Origin of the sequence: Phytoactinopolyspora mesophila, from assembly GCF_010122465.1 — a bacterium.
GTDB lineage: Bacteria > Actinomycetota > Actinomycetes > Jiangellales > Jiangellaceae > Phytoactinopolyspora > Phytoactinopolyspora mesophila.
Genome location: NZ_WLZY01000001.1, coordinates 605974 through 628122 on the forward strand (window position 1 = coordinate 605974; position 22149 = coordinate 628122).

General features: G+C 67.2%; 21 protein-coding genes. 14 read left to right on the forward strand and 7 right to left on the reverse strand.

The features are described from left to right. Window positions 1-52 precede the first annotated feature (52 nt). Together hemG and hemQ are read left to right on the forward strand one after the other, a co-directional pair. Window positions 53-1483 carry a protoporphyrinogen oxidase gene (hemG, locus tag F7O44_RS02720; protein WP_162448627.1) on the forward strand — a complete coding sequence of 477 codons (1431 nt, stop codon included), beginning with the start codon at window positions 53-55 and terminating at the stop codon, window positions 1481-1483. Then, window positions 1480-2184, forward strand: a complete 705-nt coding sequence (gene hemQ / locus F7O44_RS02725; RefSeq protein WP_162448628.1) for a hydrogen peroxide-dependent heme synthase — start codon at window positions 1480-1482, stop codon at window positions 2182-2184. The genes hemG and hemQ overlap by 4 nt, the downstream gene beginning before the upstream one ends. 21 nt (window positions 2185-2205) lie before the next feature. Here the strand turns inward: hemQ and F7O44_RS02730 are convergent, their stop codons facing one another. Then, window positions 2206-2679: a GNAT family N-acetyltransferase gene (locus F7O44_RS02730; protein WP_343073824.1), complete on the reverse strand. Its 474-nt coding sequence runs from the start codon at window positions 2677-2679 to the stop codon at window positions 2206-2208. 439 nt (window positions 2680-3118) lie between these two features. Between F7O44_RS02730 and F7O44_RS02735 the strand changes: the two genes are divergently transcribed. The 3 genes from F7O44_RS02735 (at window position 3119) to F7O44_RS02740 (ending at window position 6211) form a co-directional block, all read left to right on the forward strand. Continuing rightward, window positions 3119-4633, forward strand: a complete 1515-nt coding sequence (locus F7O44_RS02735) for a sodium-dependent transporter (RefSeq protein ID WP_162448630.1) — start codon at window positions 3119-3121, stop codon at window positions 4631-4633. Window positions 4634-4645: 12 nt separating this feature from the next. Beyond that, window positions 4646-4777, forward strand: a complete 132-nt coding sequence (locus F7O44_RS30900) for a hypothetical protein (RefSeq protein ID WP_281353367.1) — start codon at window positions 4646-4648, stop codon at window positions 4775-4777. 102 nt (window positions 4778-4879) lie between these two features. Further along, window positions 4880-6211, forward strand: a complete 1332-nt coding sequence (locus tag F7O44_RS02740) for a M20/M25/M40 family metallo-hydrolase (RefSeq protein WP_162448631.1) — start codon at window positions 4880-4882, stop codon at window positions 6209-6211. Between the two features lie 65 nt (window positions 6212-6276). On the opposite strand, the gene F7O44_RS02745 is transcribed toward F7O44_RS02740, so the two are convergent. After that, window positions 6277-6498, reverse strand: coding sequence for a DUF5703 family protein (locus F7O44_RS02745; protein ID WP_162449294.1), 222 nt, complete (start codon window positions 6496-6498; stop codon window positions 6277-6279). A 59-nt stretch (window positions 6499-6557) separates the two neighbouring features. On the opposite strand from F7O44_RS02745, the gene F7O44_RS02750 reads away from it, so the two are divergent. Together F7O44_RS02750 and F7O44_RS02755 are read left to right on the forward strand one after the other, a co-directional pair. Continuing rightward, on the forward strand, window positions 6558-7175 hold the full coding sequence (locus F7O44_RS02750; RefSeq protein WP_162448632.1) for a hypothetical protein: 618 nt from the start codon (window positions 6558-6560) through the stop codon (window positions 7173-7175). 275 nt (window positions 7176-7450) lie between these two features. After that, window positions 7451-9199, forward strand: a complete 1749-nt coding sequence (locus tag F7O44_RS02755; RefSeq protein WP_162449295.1) for a fibronectin type III domain-containing protein — start codon at window positions 7451-7453, stop codon at window positions 9197-9199. Here F7O44_RS02755 and F7O44_RS02760 read toward each other — a convergent pair. Further along, a complete protein-coding gene (locus tag F7O44_RS02760) occupies window positions 9185-10150 on the reverse strand; it encodes an aldo/keto reductase (protein ID WP_162448633.1) in 966 nt (321 codons plus the stop codon). The genes F7O44_RS02755 and F7O44_RS02760 overlap by 15 nt on opposite strands. 61 nt (window positions 10151-10211) lie before the next feature. Here F7O44_RS02760 and F7O44_RS02765 point away from each other — a divergent pair, with 61 nt between their 5' ends. Continuing rightward, window positions 10212-11261, forward strand: coding sequence for an LLM class F420-dependent oxidoreductase (locus tag F7O44_RS02765; RefSeq protein WP_162448634.1), 1050 nt, complete (start codon window positions 10212-10214; stop codon window positions 11259-11261). 70 nt (window positions 11262-11331) lie between these two features. Here F7O44_RS02765 and F7O44_RS02770 read toward each other — a convergent pair whose 3' ends face one another. Beyond that, a complete protein-coding gene (locus tag F7O44_RS02770; protein WP_162448635.1) occupies window positions 11332-12780 on the reverse strand; it encodes a M23 family metallopeptidase in 1449 nt (482 codons plus the stop codon). A 390-nt stretch (window positions 12781-13170) separates the two neighbouring features. Between F7O44_RS02770 and F7O44_RS02775 the strand changes: the two genes are divergently transcribed. The 6 genes from F7O44_RS02775 to F7O44_RS02800 all read left to right on the forward strand — a co-directional run bounded on the left by F7O44_RS02775 (window position 13171) and on the right by F7O44_RS02800 (window position 18675). Then, window positions 13171-13860 (forward strand): MSMEG_4193 family putative phosphomutase, encoded by a 690-nt coding sequence (locus tag F7O44_RS02775; protein WP_162448636.1) that lies wholly within the window; start codon window positions 13171-13173, stop codon window positions 13858-13860. A 10-nt stretch (window positions 13861-13870) separates the two neighbouring features. Next, window positions 13871-14440, forward strand: a complete 570-nt coding sequence (locus F7O44_RS02780) for a DUF3090 family protein (protein WP_162448637.1) — start codon at window positions 13871-13873, stop codon at window positions 14438-14440. Beyond that, entirely contained in the window at window positions 14418-15245 is an 828-nt protein-coding gene (locus F7O44_RS02785) for an SCO1664 family protein (protein WP_174255870.1), read from the forward strand. The genes F7O44_RS02780 and F7O44_RS02785 overlap by 23 nt, the downstream gene beginning before the upstream one ends. A gap of 18 nt (window positions 15246-15263) precedes the next feature. Beyond that, a complete protein-coding gene (gene mshC / locus F7O44_RS02790) occupies window positions 15264-16514 on the forward strand; it encodes a cysteine--1-D-myo-inosityl 2-amino-2-deoxy-alpha-D-glucopyranoside ligase (RefSeq protein WP_162448638.1) in 1251 nt (416 codons plus the stop codon). A 586-nt stretch (window positions 16515-17100) separates the two neighbouring features. Further along, window positions 17101-18069, forward strand: a complete 969-nt coding sequence (gene pdxS, locus F7O44_RS02795) for a pyridoxal 5'-phosphate synthase lyase subunit PdxS (protein WP_222850986.1) — start codon at window positions 17101-17103, stop codon at window positions 18067-18069. 27 nt (window positions 18070-18096) lie between these two features. Further along, the gene (locus F7O44_RS02800) at window positions 18097-18675 is read left to right on the forward strand and encodes an NUDIX domain-containing protein (RefSeq protein ID WP_162448640.1); all 579 of its coding nucleotides are present in this window, start codon (window positions 18097-18099) and stop codon (window positions 18673-18675) included. A 100-nt stretch (window positions 18676-18775) separates the two neighbouring features. Here F7O44_RS02800 and F7O44_RS02805 read toward each other — a convergent pair whose 3' ends face one another. Genes F7O44_RS02805 through F7O44_RS02815 form a run of 3 tightly spaced genes read right to left on the reverse strand, consistent with a single transcriptional unit; the run spans window position 18776 to window position 21913 of the window. After that, complete coding sequence (locus F7O44_RS02805) at window positions 18776-19807, reverse strand: NAD-dependent epimerase/dehydratase family protein (protein ID WP_162448641.1); 1032 nt, start codon at window positions 19805-19807, stop codon at window positions 18776-18778. A 49-nt stretch (window positions 19808-19856) separates the two neighbouring features. Further along, window positions 19857-20945, reverse strand: a complete 1089-nt coding sequence (locus F7O44_RS02810; protein WP_162448642.1) for a pyridoxal-phosphate dependent enzyme — start codon at window positions 20943-20945, stop codon at window positions 19857-19859. Next, the gene (locus F7O44_RS02815) at window positions 20942-21913 is read right to left on the reverse strand and encodes a succinylglutamate desuccinylase/aspartoacylase family protein (RefSeq protein WP_162448643.1); all 972 of its coding nucleotides are present in this window, start codon (window positions 21911-21913) and stop codon (window positions 20942-20944) included. Before F7O44_RS02815 ends, F7O44_RS02810 begins: the two co-directional genes overlap by 4 nt. Between the last annotated feature and the right edge of the window lie 236 nt (window positions 21914-22149).

Here is a 22149-nt window from a genome sequence, read left to right on the forward strand (position 1 = left end):
AGATCCGCCCGCCGCCGGCGGGCACATGTCAGCAAGGGTTGGTGAAGCGGCCATGGCCGGACCACCGGATCGGGTGCGCGTCGCCGTGGTGGGTGGTGGGATCAGCGGCGTCGCGGCCGCGTGGTTTCTCCGTGAAGGGCTCGGCGCTGACGCGGACATCATCCTGTTCGAGCAACGCAGCGCCATCGGCGGCCACCTGCGGGTATCCGAGGTGGCCGGTGTTCCGGTCGACGAGGGCGCGGAATCTCTGCTGGCCCGCCGACCTGAGGCGGTTGACCTGGCCCGGGCGGTCGGCCTCGGCGACAGCATCGTTCATCCCGCGGACGTCGGGGCCGGGATCTGGAGCGGCGGCGAGATCCGGCCACTGCCGAAGGCGACGGTGATGGGGGTGCCCGCCGATCCGTCGTCGTTGGGTGGACTGCTCACCGACGCCGAGATCGCCGAGGCGGCGCAGCGCGACCGGCCAGCCGTGCCTGGCATGCCCATCGAGGCTGATGTGTCCATCGGCCGGCTGGTCGCCGAGCGGATGGGCCGCGCCGTGGCCGACCGCCTGGTCGAGCCGCTGCTCGGCGGCGTGTATGCCGGTCGCGCGGACCAGCTCTCCCTGGACGCCACCGTGCCCGCGCTCGGGGCCGCGGCACGCGAGCATCACAGTCTCGCCGCGGCCGTTCAGTCTGTCCGGCAGAGCGCTCCCGCCGGTGGCGGCCCCGTCTTCGCGGGTGTGGCCGGGGGAGTGGGACGGCTGCCGGAGGCCGTCGCCAAGGCGTCGGGGGCCGGTGTTCGCACCGGCGTCACGGTCCGCGAGTTGAGCCGCACGGCAAGCGGCTGGCGGTTGGTCACCGGGCCGGTTCCCGAACCGGAGGTGATGACGGCCGACGCCGTGGTCCTCGCCGTGCCGGCCGCGCCGGCGGCCCGGTTGTTGCGCGGTGTGGCCGACGCGGCGGCTGTTGAACTCGCCGCGGTCGAGACCGCGAGCATGGCTATCGTCACCCTGGCACTGCCCGCGTCGGCCTTTCCAGTGGCGCCGGCGTCGTCGGGATTCCTCGTCCCACCAGCCGAGGGCCGGATGATCAAGGCAGTGACGTTCTCGTCGGCGAAGTGGCCCTGGCTGCGCGACCAGGCTGGCGACCTGGTGCTGGTACGGGCTTCGATCGGCCGCCATGGGCAGACACACGATCTGCAGAGAGATGACTCCGAGCTGGCGGAGATCGCCCTCGCCGAGCTCCGCGCCGCAACCGGCGTCAGTGGCCCAGCCGTCGATGTTCGGGTCACCCGCTGGGGTGGTGCGCTGCCGCAGTATGCCGTTGGTCACCTCGGCCGGGTGGAACGGATCCGCGCGGCGGTGTCAGCGGTTCCGGGGCTAGCCGTGTGTGGCGCCGTCTACGCAGGTGTGGGCGTTGCCGCCTGTATCGGCACGGCGCGTGAAGCAGCAGGGAGGGTGGTCGCCGACGTGCGAGAACGCCATGTCAGGATCAAAGCATGAGTGAGCAGTCTCCGCGTCCTAAGGCGCGCGATCTCAACCAGGTCATCCGCTACACCATGTGGTCAGTGTTCCGGGTCCGAGATCCTCTGGGTGACATCGACCGAGAGCCGATTGCCGCCGGCGTCGCCGGGCTCTTCGACGAGCTGGCCGATAAGGACGTCGTCGTTCGCGGTGCGTACGACGTCGGCGGTCTACGTGCCGACGCCGATCTCATGCTCTGGTGGCACGCGCCGGCCATGGACGACCTACAGGCTGCCTACCACCGGTTCCGGCGCACCAGCCTCGGAACACACCTGGAGCCGGTCTGGTCTCAGGCGGCACTACATCGGCCGGCCGAGTTCAACAAGAGCCACGTCCCGGCGTTCCTGGCCGATGAGGAACCACGCGCGTACGTGTGTGTCTATCCGTTCGTACGCTCCTACGAGTGGTATCTGCTGCCGGACCAGGAGCGCCGGGCGATGCTCGCCGAGCATGGCCAGATGGCCCGTGGCTACCCGGATGTCCGGGCGAACACGGTGTCGTCGTTCGCGCTGGGTGACTATGAGTGGATGCTCGCATTCGAGGCCGACGAGCTGCACCGGATCGTCGATCTGATGCGGCATCTGCGGGGGTCGGAAGCACGCCGGCACGTCCGCGAAGAGGTGCCTTTCTACACCGGGCGCCGATTGCCGGTGGGCGAGCTCATCACCAACCTGCCGTGAGCCGGCCCGCTCGGGCCTGAATCAGTGGTTCGGCTCACCGCGGCCACCGGTCGCCGCGGGCCGGGCCATGGGGACGTGGGGAATGCCGTCGTCGAGGAACTCAGGACCGGTGACGACGTAGCCGTAGCGGGTGTAGAAATCGGCTAGATACGCCTGCGCGTGCAAGCGGCTCGCCCGCCCGCCCAATCGGTCGATGGCAGCACGCATCAGTGCGCTTGCCAGGCCATTGCCGCGAGACCCGGGCGCCACTACAACGCGCCCGATCCGCGCGGCGCCGTCAGGCTCTTCCAGCACGCGCAGATACGCGACTGGTTCGCCGGACTTCTCGAACCAGACGTGCAACGCTCCCGGCTCGCGATCGCGTCCGTCCAGGTCGGCATAAGGGCATTCCTGCTCGACGATGAACACGTCGACGCGCAGGCGCAGAATCCGGTACAGCGTGTCCAGGTCGAGTTCCTCGAACGATGCCACTCGCAAGATCGGTTCGGCGCGCAAGACCGATTCGATACGGGAGGCTGGTTCGGTACGCGGGTCTGGTTCGGTACGGGAGGCTGGTTCGGTACGGGAGGCTGGTTCGGTACGCGGGTCTGGTTCGGTACGCGGGTCTGGTTCGGTGGCCACGATGCCGAGCATAAGAGCGAACGCCGCACTTCCGCCTCTCCACAACTTTTCGCCACCCCTCCCACCCTTTCACTCCTCCCACCCTTTCACGCGTTCCACCCACCCTTGTTCGGTGATCGACAGGGCGTTGTGGTCGCTGTGAGGTGATCGACAGTGGGTTGTGGACGCGGGATCACAGCCACAACGTACTGACGATCACCGGCTTCCAAGCAGCCACTATTCTGTGACAACTTCGCGACAACCATTGCCAGGAATCGGTTGCCGGGTGCATTATCTTGGCCACCCGGGACAGCGCAACGAGGCGAGGTTCGCGATGGCTACTGAGCGCAGTTCATCCCGTACACACGAAGTCTTCGGCAGCCGGTTCACCTTCATCGCGGTGGCGGTAGGAATGGCCGTCGGCACCGGAAACATGTGGCGATTCCCCCGTGAAGCAGGTGCTTGGGGCGGCGGTGCATTCCTGTTCGCCATGGTGGTCGCCTTCCTGGTGTGGGCCATCCCCATTCTCATGGCCGAGCAACTGCTTGGTTCGCGGTCGCGCCTCGGCACCATTGGGGCCTTCCGGGACTTCATGGGCCGCAAGTTCGCCTGGATGGGCGGCTTCATGGGCTTCGTCACCGTCGGCATCATGTTCTACTACTCGGTGGTCTGTGGCTGGGCGATCCGCTACTTCTTGCACGCCGTCACCGGTCGCTTCGAGACCGGCGCCGACACCGAGGGCATCTGGGACAACTTCACCGGCACCCCATGGCAGACCATCCTGTTCCATGCCATCGCCATCGGTTCAGTCGGCTTGATCATTTACCGCGGTCTCAAGCGCGGTTTCGAGGCGATCCTGAAGTTCGCCATCCCGGTTCTCTTCGTGCTGCTGGTGGTGCTGGCCATCCGGGGGATGACGCTCCCAGGCGCCTCCGAAGGGCTGCGCTTCCTGTTCGTGCCGGATTGGAGTCTGCTCCGCGATCCTGAGCTGTGGCTACGGGCCTTCAGCCAGATGGCGTTCTCCACCGGTGCCGGCTGGGGCCTGTACCTGACCTACTCGGTCTATATGCGCCGTCGCGAGGACTTCGCACTGAACTCGACGACTCTCGTCGCAGGCGACCTGCTGGCCGCCACGCTGGCCGGGACCGCCGTCATGGGCACCATCTTCGCGTTGCGCACCCGCGAGTTCGCCGAAGAGGCGCTGGCCGCCGGTAACGAAGGGCTGGCGTTCATCTTCTTCGCCGAGCTGTTCGGGGAGATGCCCGGCGGACGATGGGTCTTCGCCCCCATCTTCTTCCTCGCACTCGCCTTGGCCGCCCTGTCCAGCTTGATCGCGATGATGGAGCTGACCACCCGCAACGTGGAGGACCTCGGTCTGCCCCGCCGGCGGGCCGTCCCGTGGATCGTGCTGGTTGCGTTCGCCGCCGGTATTCCGTCGGCGATCAGCCTGGACTTCTTCGCCAACCAGGACTTCGTCTGGGGTGTCGGGCTGCTGATCGGCGGACTGTTCTGCGCCATCGCCATGATGAAGTTCGGTGTGCAACGGGCCCGCCAGGAGCTCGACGCCGACAGCGACTTCCCCGTCACGTGGTGGTGGACCGGCCTCATCCGGATTTTCCCGCTGGTATTCGTGATCTTGCTGGGCTGGTGGATCCAGCAGACCGTGACGGTGTTCGCGCCGGACGACTGGTGGAATCCGTTCGAGCCATTCAGCCTGGCCACCATGTTGATCCAATGGATCATCCTGGCTGTGGTGATGCTCGTGCTCAACGGCTGGCTCGCCAGACAGGTCTGGTCCGGCCCGATGACCACGCCGACCGGCCCCGGGTCGGTCTCCACGGACGAGTGAGGAGGTCCGGAGATGGACGTCGTGATCTGGACCCTGGTGTTCCTGGGCGGCTCGGTGGTGCTGGTGACCTTCCTGCTGATCTGGGCATGGCGGAAGGACCGCGAGAAGCAGCGCCTCGCCGCCACCTCGGAGGACGAGGAGTAGTTCCGCCAGCGCGATAGCACCGTGCCGCCCGCAGTTTCGTGCGGCTGTCACATCGGGCACGCCAGCCTGCGCCCGCTCACACCTACCTTCTAGGCTGTCGGTATGAGCCGACCGCCCACGCCCGAAGCAACGCCCGCGCCGGATGCCGACGTCGTCGAGCTGTGCCGGGACTTGATCCGGATCGACACCTCGAACTTCGGTGACAGTTCCGGACCCGGCGAGCGGTTAGCCGCGGAGTTCGTCGCGCAGCAGCTCTCCGACGCCGGCCTGCAGCCCACGGTCTTCGAGTCCGAGCCGGGCCGGGCCAGCGTTGTGGCCCGGATCGAGGGCGCCGACCCGCGGCGCACTGACGCTCTGCTGATCCACGGCCATCTTGACGTCGTTCCAGCGCACGCTCCAGATTGGACGCACGACCCCTTCTCCGGCGAGATCGCCGACGGCTGCGTCTGGGGCCGCGGCGCGGTGGACATGAAGGACATGGACGCCATGATCCTTTCCGTCGTCCAGGACCGGCTGCGCACCGGGCGGCGCCCGGCGCGGCCCGTGGTGCTGGCTTTCCTGGCTGACGAAGAAGCCGGGGGAGTGCTGGGCGCTCACTGGGCCGTGAAACACCATCGTGAGCTGTTCGACGGGGTCACCGAGGCGATCGGGGAGGTAGGCGGATTCAGCCTGACCGTCAACGACGATCTCCGGCTCTACCTCATCGAGACGGCGCAGAAAGGTATCGCCTGGATGCGCTTGACGGTCGACGGCCGGGCAGGGCACGGTTCCATGCTGTCTGACGACAACGCGGTGACCGAACTGTCGGAGGCGGTCGCCCGGCTCGGCCGGCACGAATGGCCGGTGCGCATCACTCCGTCGACTCAGGCGTTCCTCGATGCCGCGAGCGAGGCCTTCGAGGTCGAGCTGGATCCCGGTGAACCCGAACAACTGCTGAAGTCGCTCGGCAACATCGGCCGCATCGTCGGTGCGACGGTACGCAACACCACCAATCCGACCATGCTCAAGGCGGGGTACAAACACAATGTGATCCCCGGCCGGGCCGAGGCCTACGTCGACGGCCGTTTCCTGCCCGGCTACGAGGACGAGTTCGAGGCGACGCTGGACGAGGTGCTCGGTCCGCGGGTCAAACGCGACTACATGGTCTACGACATCGCTGTTGAAACGGAGTTCAGCGGGTCACTGGTGGACGCGATGTCGGCCTCGCTGCTCGCGGAAGACCCAGCGGCGCGCGCAATTCCGTACACCCTGTCCGGCGGCACCGACGCGAAGGCATTCAGCACGATCGGCGCGCGGTGTTTCGGGTTCGCTCCACTCCGGCTGCCGCCCGACCTCGATTTCGCCGGCATGTTCCACGGGGTGGACGAGCGGGTCCCCACGGAGAGCCTGCGTTTCGGAGCGAGGGTCTTGGACCGTTTCCTCGATCTCGCCTGACCTCCCCGATGATCATGAACACTAAGTGACCGTATTCGTCGATTAGTGTTCATGATCATCGGGGGTCAGAGGGTGCGGCGGACGCGGAGGATCTTGCGTCGCAGAGTGACTTTGCGGCTGCCGTCGGGGAAGCGGCGTAATCGAGCCAGCTCCCACCGCCCGTACTCGGCATGTTCGGTCAGGAGCCTGCGCGCCGCGCCGCGCGACGTGTCGCGAGGCAGGACCAGGTGGCGGAACTCATATTCGGTGGCGTGGGCGAACGCCGAGGTTCTGCCCGTCGCCACCATCTGCTCCATTGCACCATCCTGCCACGACTTGTCGCGCACACCAGGTACGGTCTGACACTGTGACGACTGTGCCTCCAGAGCGTGAACGCCTTCAAGCTGCGCTCGACCACCTCACCGATGCTCTAGAGAACCACATGGAAGCGTGCCTGGCCCGCACCGGCGAGGCCGACGCCGGGGTGCAAGCCGCCTATACCGCGTTGCGGCACGCCGCCGAGCGGTATGACGACCTGCTGTTCGAGGTCCGCGACGAAGTGACGCCGTGGGAGTTCCCTGAAGGTCCACACGTCGACATCGAGTATGAGAACGCCGAGGCCGAACCGGCGGCCGTCGGTGTCTTCGTCCGCCGCGACTACGACATCACCGAGCACGACGAGCTACTGCGGGCCGGCCGCGAAGCCTACGGCGAGCTGTATCCGGCCCACCCGAGGGAGGCGGCCGAGGCAGACGTCTCCCATGCCGGTCGCGCGTTGTACCAGCTTCTGCACGCCTACGGAGTGGACGGGCTGGATCAGCGAGCCGAGCCCTCGGGACTGCTTTCCCGCGGTGGCACAGTGTGGGTTCAGGAGCTCGCCGAAGGCGACACCGAGACCCTGGTGGACGAGCCGTTCGCGATAGTGGACGACGAGATGCTCATCTACCGCCTCGACGAGGTGATCGAGCCCGACGGCGATCTGTGAGACGAGATTCGGTGCCGCGCATGCCCGATGCCGCCGCCGCTGAAGCCCGTCGGCCGGGCGCTGCGATCTTGGCACCCCGGACCGGGTACCGGAACCTCTCGACAGGCACTAGGATTTCATGATCGCTTCGCCGTCCGTTGGCCTGCTGGCGGCAGAGGTCTGCGAAGTTGGCGGAAGCCAGCGGTTCCGCTGAGGTCGGCCGGGCGTGAGGAGTGGTGTGTCGGATGCGTACGTCTCGTAAGTCCCGTCTGTTGGTCCTGGGGGTCGCCATGGCGATGATCGCCGTCGGCTGGCCCGCGCAGGCGCAGACTCCGGAGACCGAGTTCCGGGTCAATCCGTATCTGCAGAATCCGTCCACCGACAGCATGACGATCACCTGGTTCACCAACACCGCCGAACCCGCTGAGCTGACGGTGCGTGGACCGGGGTTGCGTGGTGGTGCCACTTACACCACCACACCCACCCACGAGGCCGCGCTCGACTACACCGAGGCAGAGCTTTCTCAACAGATCGACGGGCTCGAGCAAGGTTCATGGCTGCGCGAAGGCGTGAACTACAAACACATGGTCGAGGTGACCGGTCTGCAGGCCGGAAAACGCTACAACTATCAGGTGCGAGCCGGGGCGGCACGGTTCAACGCGCACTTCACCACGGCGCCGTCCACCGCCCGTTGGGGCAATATCCGGTTCGTGGCCCTGGCCGATTCCGAGACCGAGCCGCTCGGGCGTGTGCTGCGCCGCGAATGGGCCCCGGGGGCGCTGGACGAGACCGGAGCGCAGCGCCCGAGCGCCGACGAAGGCAGCGTATGGGACGAGGCTTTCGGCACGACGGTGCTGTCGCAGGTGCGCACCCTGCGCTACATCCTCACGGAGGACGAAGGCTACCGGCGCAATCTCGAGGTGATCGAGAGCCGGAAGCCGGACTTCGTCGCCATGCCGGGCGACCTGGTCCAAGGCGGCGGGTACCAGCCTGGGTGGGACGAGTTCTTCCGGCACAACGCCGGAGAGCTGGCCAGCGGGTTGTCACATCGGCCGCTGATCCCGGCCATCGGCAACTGGGAGAACTTCGGCGCTTTGAACGGCGGCTACGGCACGCCCGACGACCGCTCGCCGGTGGTCCAGGCCCGAGCCAAGTACCACGTGTACTTCGACTCTCCGGACAACGGCACCGAGGCGCACCGGGACAACTACCACCGCATCGACTACGGGCCCATCACCTTGATCACGCTGGACAGCTCCAACGGGGAGCCCGACGACGCTCCGGGCAACTATCCCGACGCCGAGAAAGCCACCGGACAGGAGTATCGCGGGCCGGGCACCGATACGCAGAACAACTACACCCGAGAGCAGTACGAAGCTGCCGGCGGGACCGACCTGGCGGACTTCAACCCGGGCAGCCCGCAGTGGAACTGGGCGGAAGAACAGCTTGCCGACGCCCGCAGCAAGGGGCAGATCATCTTCGTGCAGTTCCACCACGCGCCCTTCAGCAGTGGCGAACACGGTCTGCCGATGTATCACGAATTCACCAGCGGGCAGGGCGGCACGCCGATGCGCCAGTATCACCCGATGTTCGAGGAGTACGGTGTGACCGTTGTGTTGTCCGGTCACAGCGAGATGTTCGAGCGCAGCTATGTCAACGAGGGCGACGGACCAGGTGTGCACTACTACGATGTGGGCGTCGCCGGGGACGGACTGCGTGGCGAGCGCCGCGACGGCCCGTCGCTGAATGATCCGCTGCTCAAGTACAACCCGTACAGTCAGTGGACAGCGGACCAGGACGAGCCCGAACAATGGGAGCTGATCGACGGCACCCTCCAGCTGGTCGACGGCGGCAAGCACTACGGCCACCTCGAGGTCAACGTCAAGAACCTGCGCGACGGCGCGCGCGTCACTCTGACGCCGGTCTACGTCTTTCCGGTGCTGGACCAGGACTACGAACTAGTACGCACCGAACGACGCGTCTACGACGACGAAGTAGTGCTCGAACTCGACACCGACGGCGTGGTTCGTTCAGCCGCCGGCTGACGCGCTTGGTGCCGAGACGTCGTCGAGCGCGGTGCGGATCTCCTCGGGAAGCTCGAGGTCTTCGGCCGCCAGCTGGGTGTTGAGCTGAGCGGCCGTGCGGGCACCCAAGACGGGCGCGACGACGCCGGGCCGGTCCCGGACCCACGCCAGCGCCACTTCGAGCGGCTGCACACCCAGCCCGTCAGCCGCCGTGCAAAGCGCCTCGACGATCTGCCTCGACCGGACATCGAGATACCGGTCCACAAAACGTGCGAGGTGTGGTGTGGCAGCGCGGGAGTCAGCGGGGGTGCCGCTGCGGTACTTACCGGTCAGCACGCCACGGCCCAGCGGAGACCAGGGCAGGATTCCCAGGCCGAACTCCTGAGCGGCCGGAACGACATCCCGTTCGATGTCGCGCTGCACGAGCGAGTACTCCATCTGGGTCGACACCAGGCGGGTGCGCTCGGATCCCTGGCTCTGGTGCACGGCGGCCCACGCGGTCTGCCAGCCTGCGTAGTTGGAGATACCGGCGTAGCGTGCTCGTCCAGAGGCGACAGCGTGGTCGAGTGCGCCGAGCGTCTCGTCCAGGGGGGTGCCGTCGTGCCAGGAGTGCACTTGCCAGAGGTCGATATAGTCCACGTCGAGGCGGTCGAGGGAATCGTCGAGCTGGTCGAGCATGGCCTTACGCGAGACATCGGTGATGTCCTGCCCGAACGGACCGCTCCGGCCCGCCTTGGTGGCGATGATGAGGTCGCTCCTGGAAACGGTCTTGTCGAGCAACGCGCCAAGCACCCGTTCGCTCGCGCCGTCGCCGTAGGAGGCCGCGGTGTCGACGAGCGTGCCGCCGTGCTCGGCAAAGGCCTCGAGCTGCTCGCGGGCCTCGTGCTCGTCGGTGTCACGTCCCCAGCTGAGGGTGCCGAGAGCCATTCTGGACACCAGCAACCCGCTTCTTCCGAGTCTTCGCAGTTCCACACCGCGAGGTTACCTGTACGACCGGCGCGGACCACGCAGACGCGGCCGGTAGAGTCGTCAGATGCGGCTGGCACTGAACCTCGGGTACTGGGGAAACGAGAACGCTCGCGACCATCTGACGCTCGCGCAAGAAGCCGATCAGCTCGGGTACTCGAGTGTGTGGGCCGCCGAGGCCTACGGCTCCGATGCCCCGACGATTCTCTCCTGGATCGCGGCGCAAACCGAACGGATCGACATCGGCAGCGCCGTGATGCAGATTCCGGCTCGTACCCCCGCCACCACGGCCATGACGGCAGCGACCCTCGACGCGCTCTCCGGCGGCCGGTTCCGGTTGGGGCTAGGCGTTTCCGGGCCGCAGGTGTCGGAAGGTTGGCACGGAGTGCGCTTCGATCGCCCGCTCGGCAGAACCCGCGAGTACGTTGATGTGGTCCGTCTCGCGTTATCTCGCCAGCGGCTGCGCTACGACGGCCGGCACGTGCAGCTGCCGCTGCCCGACGGCCCGGGGAAAGCCTTACAGCTCACCGTGCGTCCCGAGCGCGAGCACATCCCGGTGTACCTCGCCTCGATCGGACCCAAGAACCTTGAGCTCACTGGGGAGATCGCCGACGGCTGGCTGGCGATCTTCTATGCCCCGGAGCACGCGGGCGCCGCGCTGGAGCGGATCACCGAGGGGCGGCGGCGGGCCGGGGCGACGCTGGCCGGGTTCGACGTCGTCCCCACCGTTCCGGTAGTCGTCGGGCCTGACGTCGAGGCGTGTGCGGAGCCGATCCGCTCTTATACCGCGCTATACCTGGGCGGTATGGGCAGCCGGGACAAGAACTTCTACAACCAGCTCGCGGTACGGATGGGGTTCGAGGAGGCCGCGGCGCGCGTTCAGGAGCTCTTCCTCGACCGGCAGTACCGAGCGGCGGCCGAGGCGGTGCCGCTCGAGTTCATCGACCAGACCTCACTCATCGGTCCGGCGGAGCGAATCACCGACCGCCTGCAAGCCTATGCCGAGTCCGGGGTGAGCACCTTGTCCGTGTCGGTCCTGAGCGGCTCTGCCGACGAACGCCGGCAAACCCTTCGTGTCATGTCCGAATCCGTGGAAGCGGCGGGTTTGGCGGAGTGAAGCCATGGCAAGCGCGGCCGGGCGCCCGATAGGCGACCGGCCGCGAGCGTTGAAGGTCAGCGCCGATACGTCACGGCCGCGACGCCCCTGCGAGCCAAGGGCCAGGATCGGTGTGCTGGCCGTTGAGAAGGACTTCGAAGTGCAGGTGGGGCCCGGTGGAGTATCCGGTGGATCCGATCTTGCCGATTACCTGGCCCTGTTGGACCTGCTGTCCGGCGCTGACGCTCAAACCGGTCTGATGGGCGTAGAGCGTGCTGAGTCGCTGGCCGTCGAACACGCCATGGTCGACGATCACCATGTATCCGTAGGCCCGGTTGAACTTGGCCTCGACGACGGTCCCGGAGTCGGCGGCGTAGATGTTGCCGTCACCGCGGGCGAAATCGATGCCGGTGTGCACCTTGACGTAGCCCAGAATGGGATGCAGCCGCTGCCCATAAGGTGAGGTGACCTGGCCCGTCGCCGGCCGGACGAACGAGCCGGTGCCTTGACTGGGCCCGAAGTCCTCCTCGGTCAGGCTGTCGAGGTACTCGCCGACGGCCGTGGCTTCGTCCAGTTGCTCCATGTAGAGCTGGTAGTCCTCGAGCGCGGCCTCCTCGGCCAGCGCTAGCGCGTGTTCGTACTCTTCGAGCTTCTCTTCTTGCGCCGCTTGAGCTTCTTCCGCCGCGGCCTCGGCGGCCTCGAGCTCGGTGGACTTCTCGGCGGCCTCGTCCGCGAGGTCTTCTTTCTCCTTGCGCTGCCCCTCCAAGGTCGACAGCGCATTACGCAGGTCGGCTTCGTCCGCCGCCAGGCGCCCGAGTGCGGTGTCGCTGGCGCGCAGTAGCGTCTGCATGCCTACGTATCGGTCACTGAGCTCTTCCGGGCTATCGGCACCCAGGAGCACTCCGACGGTAGAAAGACCGTTGTTCTGGTACGCCTCTTGGATCACCGTACCGACAGCCGCCTTCGCGCCGGTGGTGTTCGACTGAATGGCCTCGATCTCGCGCTGGGTGCGCTCGACGACCTCGGCGGCCACCTTCGCCTCACGCTGGGCGGCCTCTTCGGCTTCCCTCGCCGCTTCGGCGTCGGCGCGGGCTTGTTCCACGCCGGCCGCGGCCTCGTCGATGTCGGTCAGCGCACTCTGCAAGAGGCGCTGCGCCTCGGCTACCGCCACGGTTTGCGCGTCGCGTAGTGCTGCTTCATAAGCCTCACCCGGATCTTGCCGTTCACCCTCGAAAGGATCTTGGGGAGGGTTGTCAGTGGGCGGGGCGGTGGGCTGGTCGTCCAGATCGTCCGCGGGATCGTCGGCCGGTTCGTCGCTGGGGCCGTCCGTCGGTTCCTCGGTCGGTTCCTCGGTGGGCTCCTGAGTCGGCTGGTCGGCCGTCGTCAGCCATGAGGTAAAGGCTGGGGTGCCGCCGGCGGCTGTCGAGGAAGGGATCAGTGGGCTGGCAGGTCCGGCATTGGCCGGCAGGCCGACTGCAGCGAGAGTCAGGCCGGCACAAGCTGCCGCAACCGCGAGGACGTCACGTCGTGGGCGCCGCATATACGTGCTACTGCTCCTTTCTGACCGGTGCGCTGAGCCTTGTGGGCCGCCGGCGCCGGAGGCGGACGTCAAGTGTGTCCCTGTACTGCATAGCGCATTCCGACGGAGTTCGCGAGCTGGACGCTCGATATCCCACCGGGATGAACCGGGTCAATAGTACAGACAGTTGCAAAATGGTCACGACATCGGGTGAATCGGCCACATTTCCCCCGGTGATCGACAGTGCGCTGTGGTCGCGATCTGGTGATCGTCAGTGGGTCGTGGCGGTGTGTCGCCCACCACAACCCACTGTCGATCACCATGGGAAGGAAACGGTGATCTGGTGGTCAAGGTTCCCGAATCCGCTCCCTGTCCCGCGCCCCTGATCTCGAGGGCTCTAAGCTTCGGAACGTGCCTGTCGTTTTACTCATCCGCCACGGCCGTACCAATGCGAACGCTTCCGGGACGCTGGCTGGGCGCGCGCCCGGAGTCCCGTTGGACGAAACCGGTGAGGAACAGATCCGGCAGCTCAGCGCTCGCCTCGGCGGCCGAATCCCGGCGCGGGTGGTCAGCAGCCCGCTCGAAAGGTGTGTGCAGACCGCCGGCTTCTTCTCCGGTGATGTGCGCCTCGATGAGCGGCTCCTGGAGTGCGACTACGGGCAGTGGACCGGCGCACGGCTGAACGAGTTGCGCCGCACCGCTTTGTGGAAGGTGGTTCAAGAACATCCGTCCGGGGCGGTCTTCCCCGACGGTGAGGCAATGCGCGCGATGCAGGCCCGCGCGGTCGAGGCGATCCGCGACCATGACGCGCAGGTGGCCTCCGCTGACGGCGCCAATGCGACCTGGATCGCGGTCTCTCATGGCGACGTGATCAAGTCCGTGGTCGCCGACGCGCTGGGTATGCATCTCGATCACTTCCAGAGACTCACCGTGAGTCCCGGATCGGTGACGGCCATCTCGTATACCGAGCGCCGCCCATTCGTCCTCCGGCTCAACGACACCGGCGATGACCTGCGGTCTTTGTGGTCAGCGCGGCGCCGTCGGCGGGCACCTTCCAGCGACGGCGTCGTCGGTGGAGGAGCGGGGCACGGCGCGGGATAGGGTGAACGACGTGGCTGCTCAGGTCTTCAGATTCGAATCTCCGGACAGATTCGTCGCCGGTACGGTCGGCCAGCCGGGGGAGCGTACGTTCTTTCTTCAGGCACGTGACGAACGGCAGCTGGCCAGCGTCGTACTGGAGAAGGAACAAGTCTCGGTGCTGGCCGAACGGGTGGATGCGATGCTCGACGAGATCCTGCGCCGCACCAGCGGTCAGGCATCCGTGCCTGCCGTGCCCCCTGCCGACGACGAAGACCTCGAGCCGCTCGAACAGCCCATTGTCGAAGAATTCCGGGTGGGGACCATCACCCTGGCGTGGGAAGGCGAGACCGAGAAGGTGGTGATCACCGCCTACGCCGCGGGGGAGCCCGGAGCCGAGGAGGAAGAGCCGCCGGAGAATCTCGACGAATCCACCCGGGACGTCTTTCAGGTCAAACTCACTGGTGGTGCGGCGCGAGCCTTCGCCAAGCGGGCCCAGGCACTGGTCGCGGCCGGCCGGCCGCCGTGCCCGTTGTGCGGGCATTCTCTCGATCCGGACGGCCACATCTGCCCGCGCCAGAATGGTTACCGTCGGCGGGACTGACACTGTGGATCTGCTGGGATTGCTGGCGCGCGGCGAACTCACGGTCGAGGGCCGCCTCGTCGTGGCATCGAATGTCACGTTGCTCGGCGAGGTCGCCCTCGGCGAGCGCCGGGCCCGGTGTGTGTACAAGCCGATCAGGGGCGAGCGGCCGTTGTGGGATTTCCCGGACGGCACACTGGCCGCTCGTGAGGTGGCCGCGTACATCGTGTCCGAAGCCCTGGGCTGGCACGTCGTCCCACCCACCGTCATGCGTGCAGACGGTCCGTTCGGCGCCGGCATGTGCCAGCTCTGGGTCGATCAGCCGGAAGGAGCACCGAGCTGGGTTGATGTCGTCGCGCCGGACGCGGTCCCGGAGGGAGCGCTACCCATCCTCGAGGCGGTGGACGCAGAGGGCCAGGCGGTAGTGCTCGTGCATCGCGATCATGCCGGGTTGCGCCGGCTGGCATTGTTCGACGCGGTGGTCAACAATGCCGATCGCAAGGGCGGGCACGTGCTGACCGGAGACCCCGGCCTGGACGAGGAGATGGCCGCCGTCGTCGGTGTCGACCATGGGGTCTCGTTCCACCGTGAGCCGAAGCTTCGCACCGTGCTGTGGGGGTGGGCGGGTCAGGAGCTGACTGAAGCCGAACGCGAAGCGCTGCAACGGCTGCGCTCCGCCCTCGGCAACGTGGTGGGCGCCCGGCTGGCGGAGCTGCTCGAGGAAGCCGAGCTAGCGGCGATCGGCGACCGGATCACGGCGTTGTTGCAGCTCAACCGGCTGCCCGAGCCTGAAGGCCGGATGCCGGTGCCGTGGCCGGTGTTCTGAACCCTTAGGCTCAGAGATATGCGTGCCTGGGCAGCTCCAGACCGCCGGCCATTGCCCGGCAAAGGTTTTCCCGTTCACTTGTTCGACACTGCGTCAGGCTCGATGCGCACGGCAGCCCCGGCGTCGCAGGCCTCGCTGTACGTGTGCGGTATCACTCCGTACGACGCCACCCACATCGGCCACGCGGCGACGTACGTAGCTTTCGACGTGCTCAACCGCGTGTGGCAGGACGCGGGTCACGACGTGCGCTACGTGCAGAACGTGACCGATATCGACGACCCCCTGATCGAGCGCGCGACCAGCACCGGACAGCACTGGGCCGAGCTCGCGGCCGAGCAGACAGACCTCTTCCGATCGGATATGGCCTGGCTTCGGGTGCTGCCGCCGAATCACTACGTCAGCGCCGTCGATTCGATCCCGCAGATCATCGAGCTGATCGCCCGTCTCAAGGACAAGGCAGCGGTCTACGAAGTCGAGGGAGACCTATATTTCTCGGTCCGGTCCGATCCGCGATTCGGTGAGATCTGCAACCTCGACGACGCCACCATGCGCACGTTGTTCGCCGAGCGAGGTGGCGACCCGGACCGACCGGGCAAGAAGGACCCGCTGGACTGCCTCGTGTGGCGCCTGGAGCGCCCGGGGGAGCCGTCCTGGCCGAGCCCGTACGGGGCCGGGCGGCCGGGCTGGCACATCGAGTGCACGGCGATCGCGCTGCATCACCTGGACCAGGGCGGCGGGTTCGACGTGCAAGGCGGGGGGAGCGACCTCGTGTTCCCGCACCATGAGATGTGCGCATCCGAGGCGCATGTGGCCACCGGCCGGTGGCCGTTCGCGCACACCTACGTGCACGCGGGGATGGTCGGCTACCAGGGCGAGAAGATGTCCAAGTCGCTGGGAAACCTCGTCTTCGCCGCCGCTTTGAGACGCTCCGACCAGGACCCGGGCGCGGTCCGGCTGGCGCTCTACACACAGCACTACCGCTCCGACTGGGAATGGACCGAGGAGATGCTCGACGACGCCTCCCTGCGGCTGCGGCGCTGGCGCGAGGCAGCCTCGGCTTCGGCCGGCCCGCCGGCCGAGCCGGTGATCGAGGAGGTCCGCCGCCGGCTGGCCGACGATCTGGACACCGTCGGCGCCGTGCACGCGATCGACACGTGGGCCGCCGAAACCCTCGAAGTCCGCGGCGGCTCCACCTCAGCCGCGGCCGACCCGTCAGCCCCGCCGCTGATCCGCGCCACGACCGACACTCTGCTCGGCATCCACCTCTAACCCGCCCCGCTACGTCCAGCCTCCGCTCCACCTGAGAATTCAGGGCTCTTGGGGCACGTGAGTTCGTGAGTGGTCACCGGGGTGGGTTCTTCCGGGCCGGTGGGGGCGCCCGGGTTGTGGTGTTCGCCAGTCGTGAAGATCGTTGTGTGAGTATGGGTGGCCCGCTTCGCCATACTCGGGGTCGTGAAGATCGTCGTGGTGAAAAACGCCGCTGGACACCGTCAGGATTCACACGAGCGCGCACATACCTGTCGTGAAGATTATCGTGTTAAACCACGCCGGTCGCCAGCAAGGCCCGGCCAGCCATGGCCGGGGCAAGCCCGGCCGCCTCGCCCCCCAGAGCGCTCGGTTCAGGTCCGGCACAACCCGCGACCCGCCCGCGGACAACGGCGCTATGCTGTGCGACGGCCGCCGATGAATCAAGAACCGCACTAAATGATCATGTCTGGTGGGTTTTCACTTGCCTCACCATCTCTCCGGCCATGGTGACGCCAGACAACTCCTGGTACGGCAGGGCGGCCCACCCGGCCGGACCGGCAAACAACGCCGACCTCCATCCGGGTCGTAAGATAGGCACGGCAGGAGCATGTCCCTTTCAGACGAAGAGGTTCGATTACCCGTGTCCGAGCAGACCCCGTCGACTCAGGCGCAGCAACCAACGGCCCCGGCCCGGCCGCAGACCGGCACCGCCCGCGTGAAGCGCGGCATGGCCGAGATGCTCAAGGGCGGCGTGATCATGGACGTGGTCACGCCCGATCAGGCGAAGATCGCCGAGGACGCCGGCGCCGTTGCCGTGATGGCGCTCGAACGGGTGCCGGCCGACATCCGGGCCCAGGGCGGCGTCGCGCGTATGAGCGACCCCGATCTCATCGACGGCATCATCAGCGCCGTCTCCATCCCGGTCATGGCCAAAGCCCGGATCGGGCATTTCGTCGAGGCTCAGGTACTGCAGAGCCTGGGCGTTGACTACATTGACGAGTCCGAGGTGCTCACCCCGGCCGACTACACGAACCACATCGACAAGTGGCAGTTCACCGTGCCGTTCGTCTGCGGCGCCACCAATCTCGGCGAGGCGCTGCGCCGGATCACCGAGGGCGCGGCCATGATCCGCTCGAAGGGCGAGGCCGGCACCGGCGACGTCTCTAACGCCACCACACACATGCGCCAGCTCCGCGACGAGCTCCGGCGGCTGCAGTCTCTGCCCAAGGACGAGCTCTTCGTCGCGGCCAAAGAGCTCCAGGCGCCTTACGAACTTGTCCAGGAGGTCGCCGAGGCCGGGAAACTGCCGGTGGTGCTTTTCACTGCCGGCGGCATCGCCACGCCCGCGGACGCCGCGATGATGATGCAGCTCGGTGCTGAGGGTGTCTTCGTCGGATCGGGCATCTTCAAATCCGGAGAGCCGGCCAAGCGGGCTGAGGCCATCGTCAAGGCGACGACGTTCTACGACGACCCCGACGTCCTGGCGAAGGTATCCCGTGGCCTGGGCGAGGCGATGGTCGGCATCAACGTCGAAGAGGTTCCCGAGCCGCACCGGCTGGCTGAACGCGGCTGGTAAGGCCCCCACGGGTACGGAGAACCGGCGGTGAACCCGGAGGACTCCGATCACGTTTTCCGTGAATGGCAGCAGGACGCCGACGGGGTCTGGAACCGGCGCGCGGCCCGGACCATCGCGGTAGCGACCGACGGCACCCCATCTGGTCATGGCGGCGGACGTGGAGCGGCGGATGCCGAGGTGCTCCTGCTTCGCGGGGTCGACGTCCAGGACCCGTCGCACACCTGGTGGTTCACACCAGGCGGCGGCATCGACGAGGGCGAGTCAGCGCGGGCGGCCGCGGTGCGCGAGCTGTTCGAGGAGAGCGGCCTGCGGGTCGGGCTCGACGACCTCGTTGGCCCGGTGGCGGTGCGCAGTGCGTCCTTCCCGTACTTCGGCCGGCCGTGCCGGCAGGACGAGGTGTTCTACTACGTGCCGATCACCGGGCACAACGACGTCCACACCGGAGGCTGGACGGCGGTGGAGCGCGCATCGGTGACGGAACTGCGCTGGTGGCGGCTGTGTGACCTCGCTGGTACGTCGGAAACGGTCTACCCGCCGGCGTTGCCGGAGCTGGTGCGCGTGTTGGTGACAGACGGCTGGGACGGCACCAGGCTCACGATCAGCTAGTGCCCTCAGTACATTGCCCGTCACAGGTCGCGCACGTTCCGCGCTCCGATCAGATCCATGCGTCTTGCCCTTTGTCGTTGTCGCGAGTGGTCAGCGGCGATCACACCCTGGCCGGAATGTACTCGTCACCAGAGCCGCCGTGCCGGGCTGATTCGGCCATGCTGCGGAAATCGTGCTTCGGTTGGTATCCGAGCACGTCGCGGGCGGCGTCTACGGCCATCTCCAGCCGCCACGTCTTCGGCATCTCAACCATGATCTTGGGAACTTCGTAGAGCTCCGCGATGATCGATGCGCCGTCGTCATGTTTCGTCGGTGCGGCCGCCGTGATGTTGAACGCCCGGCCGCTGGCGCCCGGCACGGTCAGCGCCAGGTAGAGCCCTTCGACTGCGTCGCGGACATCCAGCAGGTGGATACTCCACGGCTGGCCGTCGGGCCCGAGCAGGCCGGCCGCGGTGTCGTCCGGTGCGTCCTGCACCCCGGCGTCGAAGATTCGTCGCAGATTCGGGTGATTGTGAAACAGCTGCCAAATGTTTGTGTCCCGGCCCAGCTCAGCCTTACCCAGCAGCGAACGCAGCCACGCGACCCGGAACAGGCCTGACGCCTCCACCGGATCGAGAACCGTGGCGAACCGGGTGATGACGTACGGGATGTCGAACTGCACGGCATGGTTTCGCAGGATCGTCTCGCCTAGGAGCTTGGATGTGCCGTAGTAGTCCGCTGGCTCCTGCGGAGCGTCTTCAGGCAGCGGGACCATCGGCGGATCGCCCGGCCGGTAGGTCCCGTCCGTGCTGGCCAGTAGGAACCGCTCCACACCGCCGGCCCGCACCACGCCTTCGAGCAACCGCAGCGTCCCGAAGGCATTGATGTCGTAGAACCTGTCGACCGGCGTCTGGCCCCGCACCAGCTGTGCCGCAAGGTGCACCACATGGGTGACATCGCGGCAGGCGGCGTCGATGCCTGCTTGATCGGTGAGCTCGGCTTCGACGATCTCGAGACCGGACATGGCTGACAGCTTCACCGCTTGCGGATCGCCCGGCATCACCATCGCCTTGACGTCAGCTCCAGACGACAGCAGCCGACGGACCATGTTGGCTCCGACGCGCCCGGTAGCGCCGGTGACTAGAACTCGCATGTCAGAACCCTTCTCGAGTGGAGCCGGTCCGGTTGGAGATGTACGCACGTCATGACTGTCCAGCCCAGGCTGCGACCCGCGCCGCAACGTCGACGACGCCGACGGTGGGTGCCCGCCGCCGGGCGTCTTCGGAAAAACGACCGAGATCCTTCCAGCCGGCTCCGGTGCAGATCAGCACCGGGTGATCACTGGCGCCGAGCCGGCCACGGCCGGCATCTGCCAGTACGGCAGCGAGGGGTGCCGCCGCCGCGGGCTCGACGAACACCCCTTCGGTGGCGGCCAGCCGGCGCTGTGCCATGAGGATCTCGTCGTCGCTGACATGTGTGCCCCAGCCGCCACTCGCACGTACCGCCGCCGCGGCCGCCGGTCCGTCGGGCGGGTAGGGGAGTTGAAGCGCGGAGATCATGGTGTCGCATCGGCCAACCTCGGGCGCGCCGATCTCGCCGTCGAGGAACTGCACGACGGGCGCACAACCTGTCGGCTGACAAGCCACCACCTTTGCCGGATGGGCTCGAGCCGCCAGCCCACGGGCCAGGGACGTCAGGAGGCCTCCGCCGCCCACCGGGACATAGACGTGGGTGGCATCGGGAAGCTGCTCGGCCAGCTCGTATCCGATCGTGTCGATGCCGCGCATGCCGTCGGGGTTGAACGCGTTGGCGGTGATACCCAGGTAGAGCTTGTGCCGCTCCGCCGCCGCGCGTACTTGCGCCATCAGCTCCGCTCCGGCCGTGGTTGCGCCGTCGCCGGTTCCGCGTACGGCGACGAGTTCGACGCCGTACGGCATCAGGGGCAGCCGCTTTTCGGCCGGCGCGGTGGACACCAGGCACAGGAAGCCCCGCAGCGCCGCCCGGGCGCCGTAGGCGGCCAGCGACATGCCGGCGTTTCCTGACGACGTGGCGATCCAGCCCGCGTACCCACGGTGGCGGGCCAGCGACATCGACATGGCCGCCACCCGGTCCTTGTAGGAGCCGGTGGGGTTGGCCGACTCCATCTTCGCGCTCAGCCCGCCGAGCCCGGCCTGCCGCGCCGTGTCATGCAGGTCAAGGACCGGCGTGCCGCCCTCGCCAAGAGTCACCAGAGTTCCCGCATCGGGAAGATCCGCGGCATATCGCTCCAGGCCGTGCTGGTAGAGGCTCATTGCGCCGCCTCCTCTGGCCGGCTGGTGACGACCTGATTGTCGGTGTCAACGGCGGCCATCACGTACAAGACATCACCCTGCTGAGTCCTCGCCTGGCGGCGCAGGAACATGACCATGCCGTCGCCGGGTGCGGTGATGATGCGCAGGAGGTCGCCGTCGTATCCGTAAAGACGGCCGATCTCGGTGTCCCGGGTGACCACGGCGCCGGCCCGGACCGACGAGACGAACAGGCCGTGCCCCGGCGCCTGGGCGCCCTGATCGAGATCGCCGGAGCCGCTGACCCGGGTCTGAAAGCCCCCCGCGTGGGCGTACTCCGAGGGCAGCATGGCTAGCGCCGCCATGACCGACCGCACGCCGCTGACATAGGCGTCGAGTTCACGACTGCGGATGCTGCCGCCGCCGGAGCACTCGGCGTAGATGGCGGGCACGCCGTGCTCCGCCGCCGCGGACAGTGAGCGTCCTGGCGCCGTGCGCGGATGCGCCCAGATGACCGGCGCGCCGAAAGCCTCGGCCAGCTGTTGCGACCGTGAGCTTTCGGGGCCGCCCTGGCAGAACCCGCTCATCAGCGGCATGCGGTAACGCAACCCGGCCGAATGCAGGTCGATCAATGCGTGAGCCACCGATATGACGTGTTCGGTCAGGGCGGCGGCCACGGTGTCCGTTGGACCTTGTCCAGGTACACCCGGGAACGACCGGGCCAGATTGCCGCCGTCGAGGGGGTTGAGCCGGCTGGACGCCGCCCATGCGCCCGGGTTGGCTGGCGCGACCGCGAGCAAGGTGCCGCTCAGTGGCGCCGTTGCGACCTCTCGGATGGTCCGCAGCACGGCCAGCACGCCCTCGTCCTCGTCACCATGCACGCCGCCGAGTAAGGCGAGCACTGGCCCGGGCCTACGTCCAGACACTGTGGTCAGAACCACGTCACCAGGCAGGACCTGTTGGTGTATTCCAGTGAAATGCTGACTGGTCATCCGCGATGATGCTCCTTACGGGTTCGCGCGTGGCGAGGGATCGACGGGCCGGAGAACGGCCGGGCATCCGGGTGTCGCAGAGATATGACGCATGGTGGCGACGAAAGCGGAAGGCGCAGAGAGCAAAGTTTCGATTGGCGATGAGTCTAATTTGCTCAAAAAAACTTCTCAATGGTTTCGCAGCCTCGAATTGGCGATCGCGCCCGAGCGGCTACCGTGGAGGTGGACATCTGAAC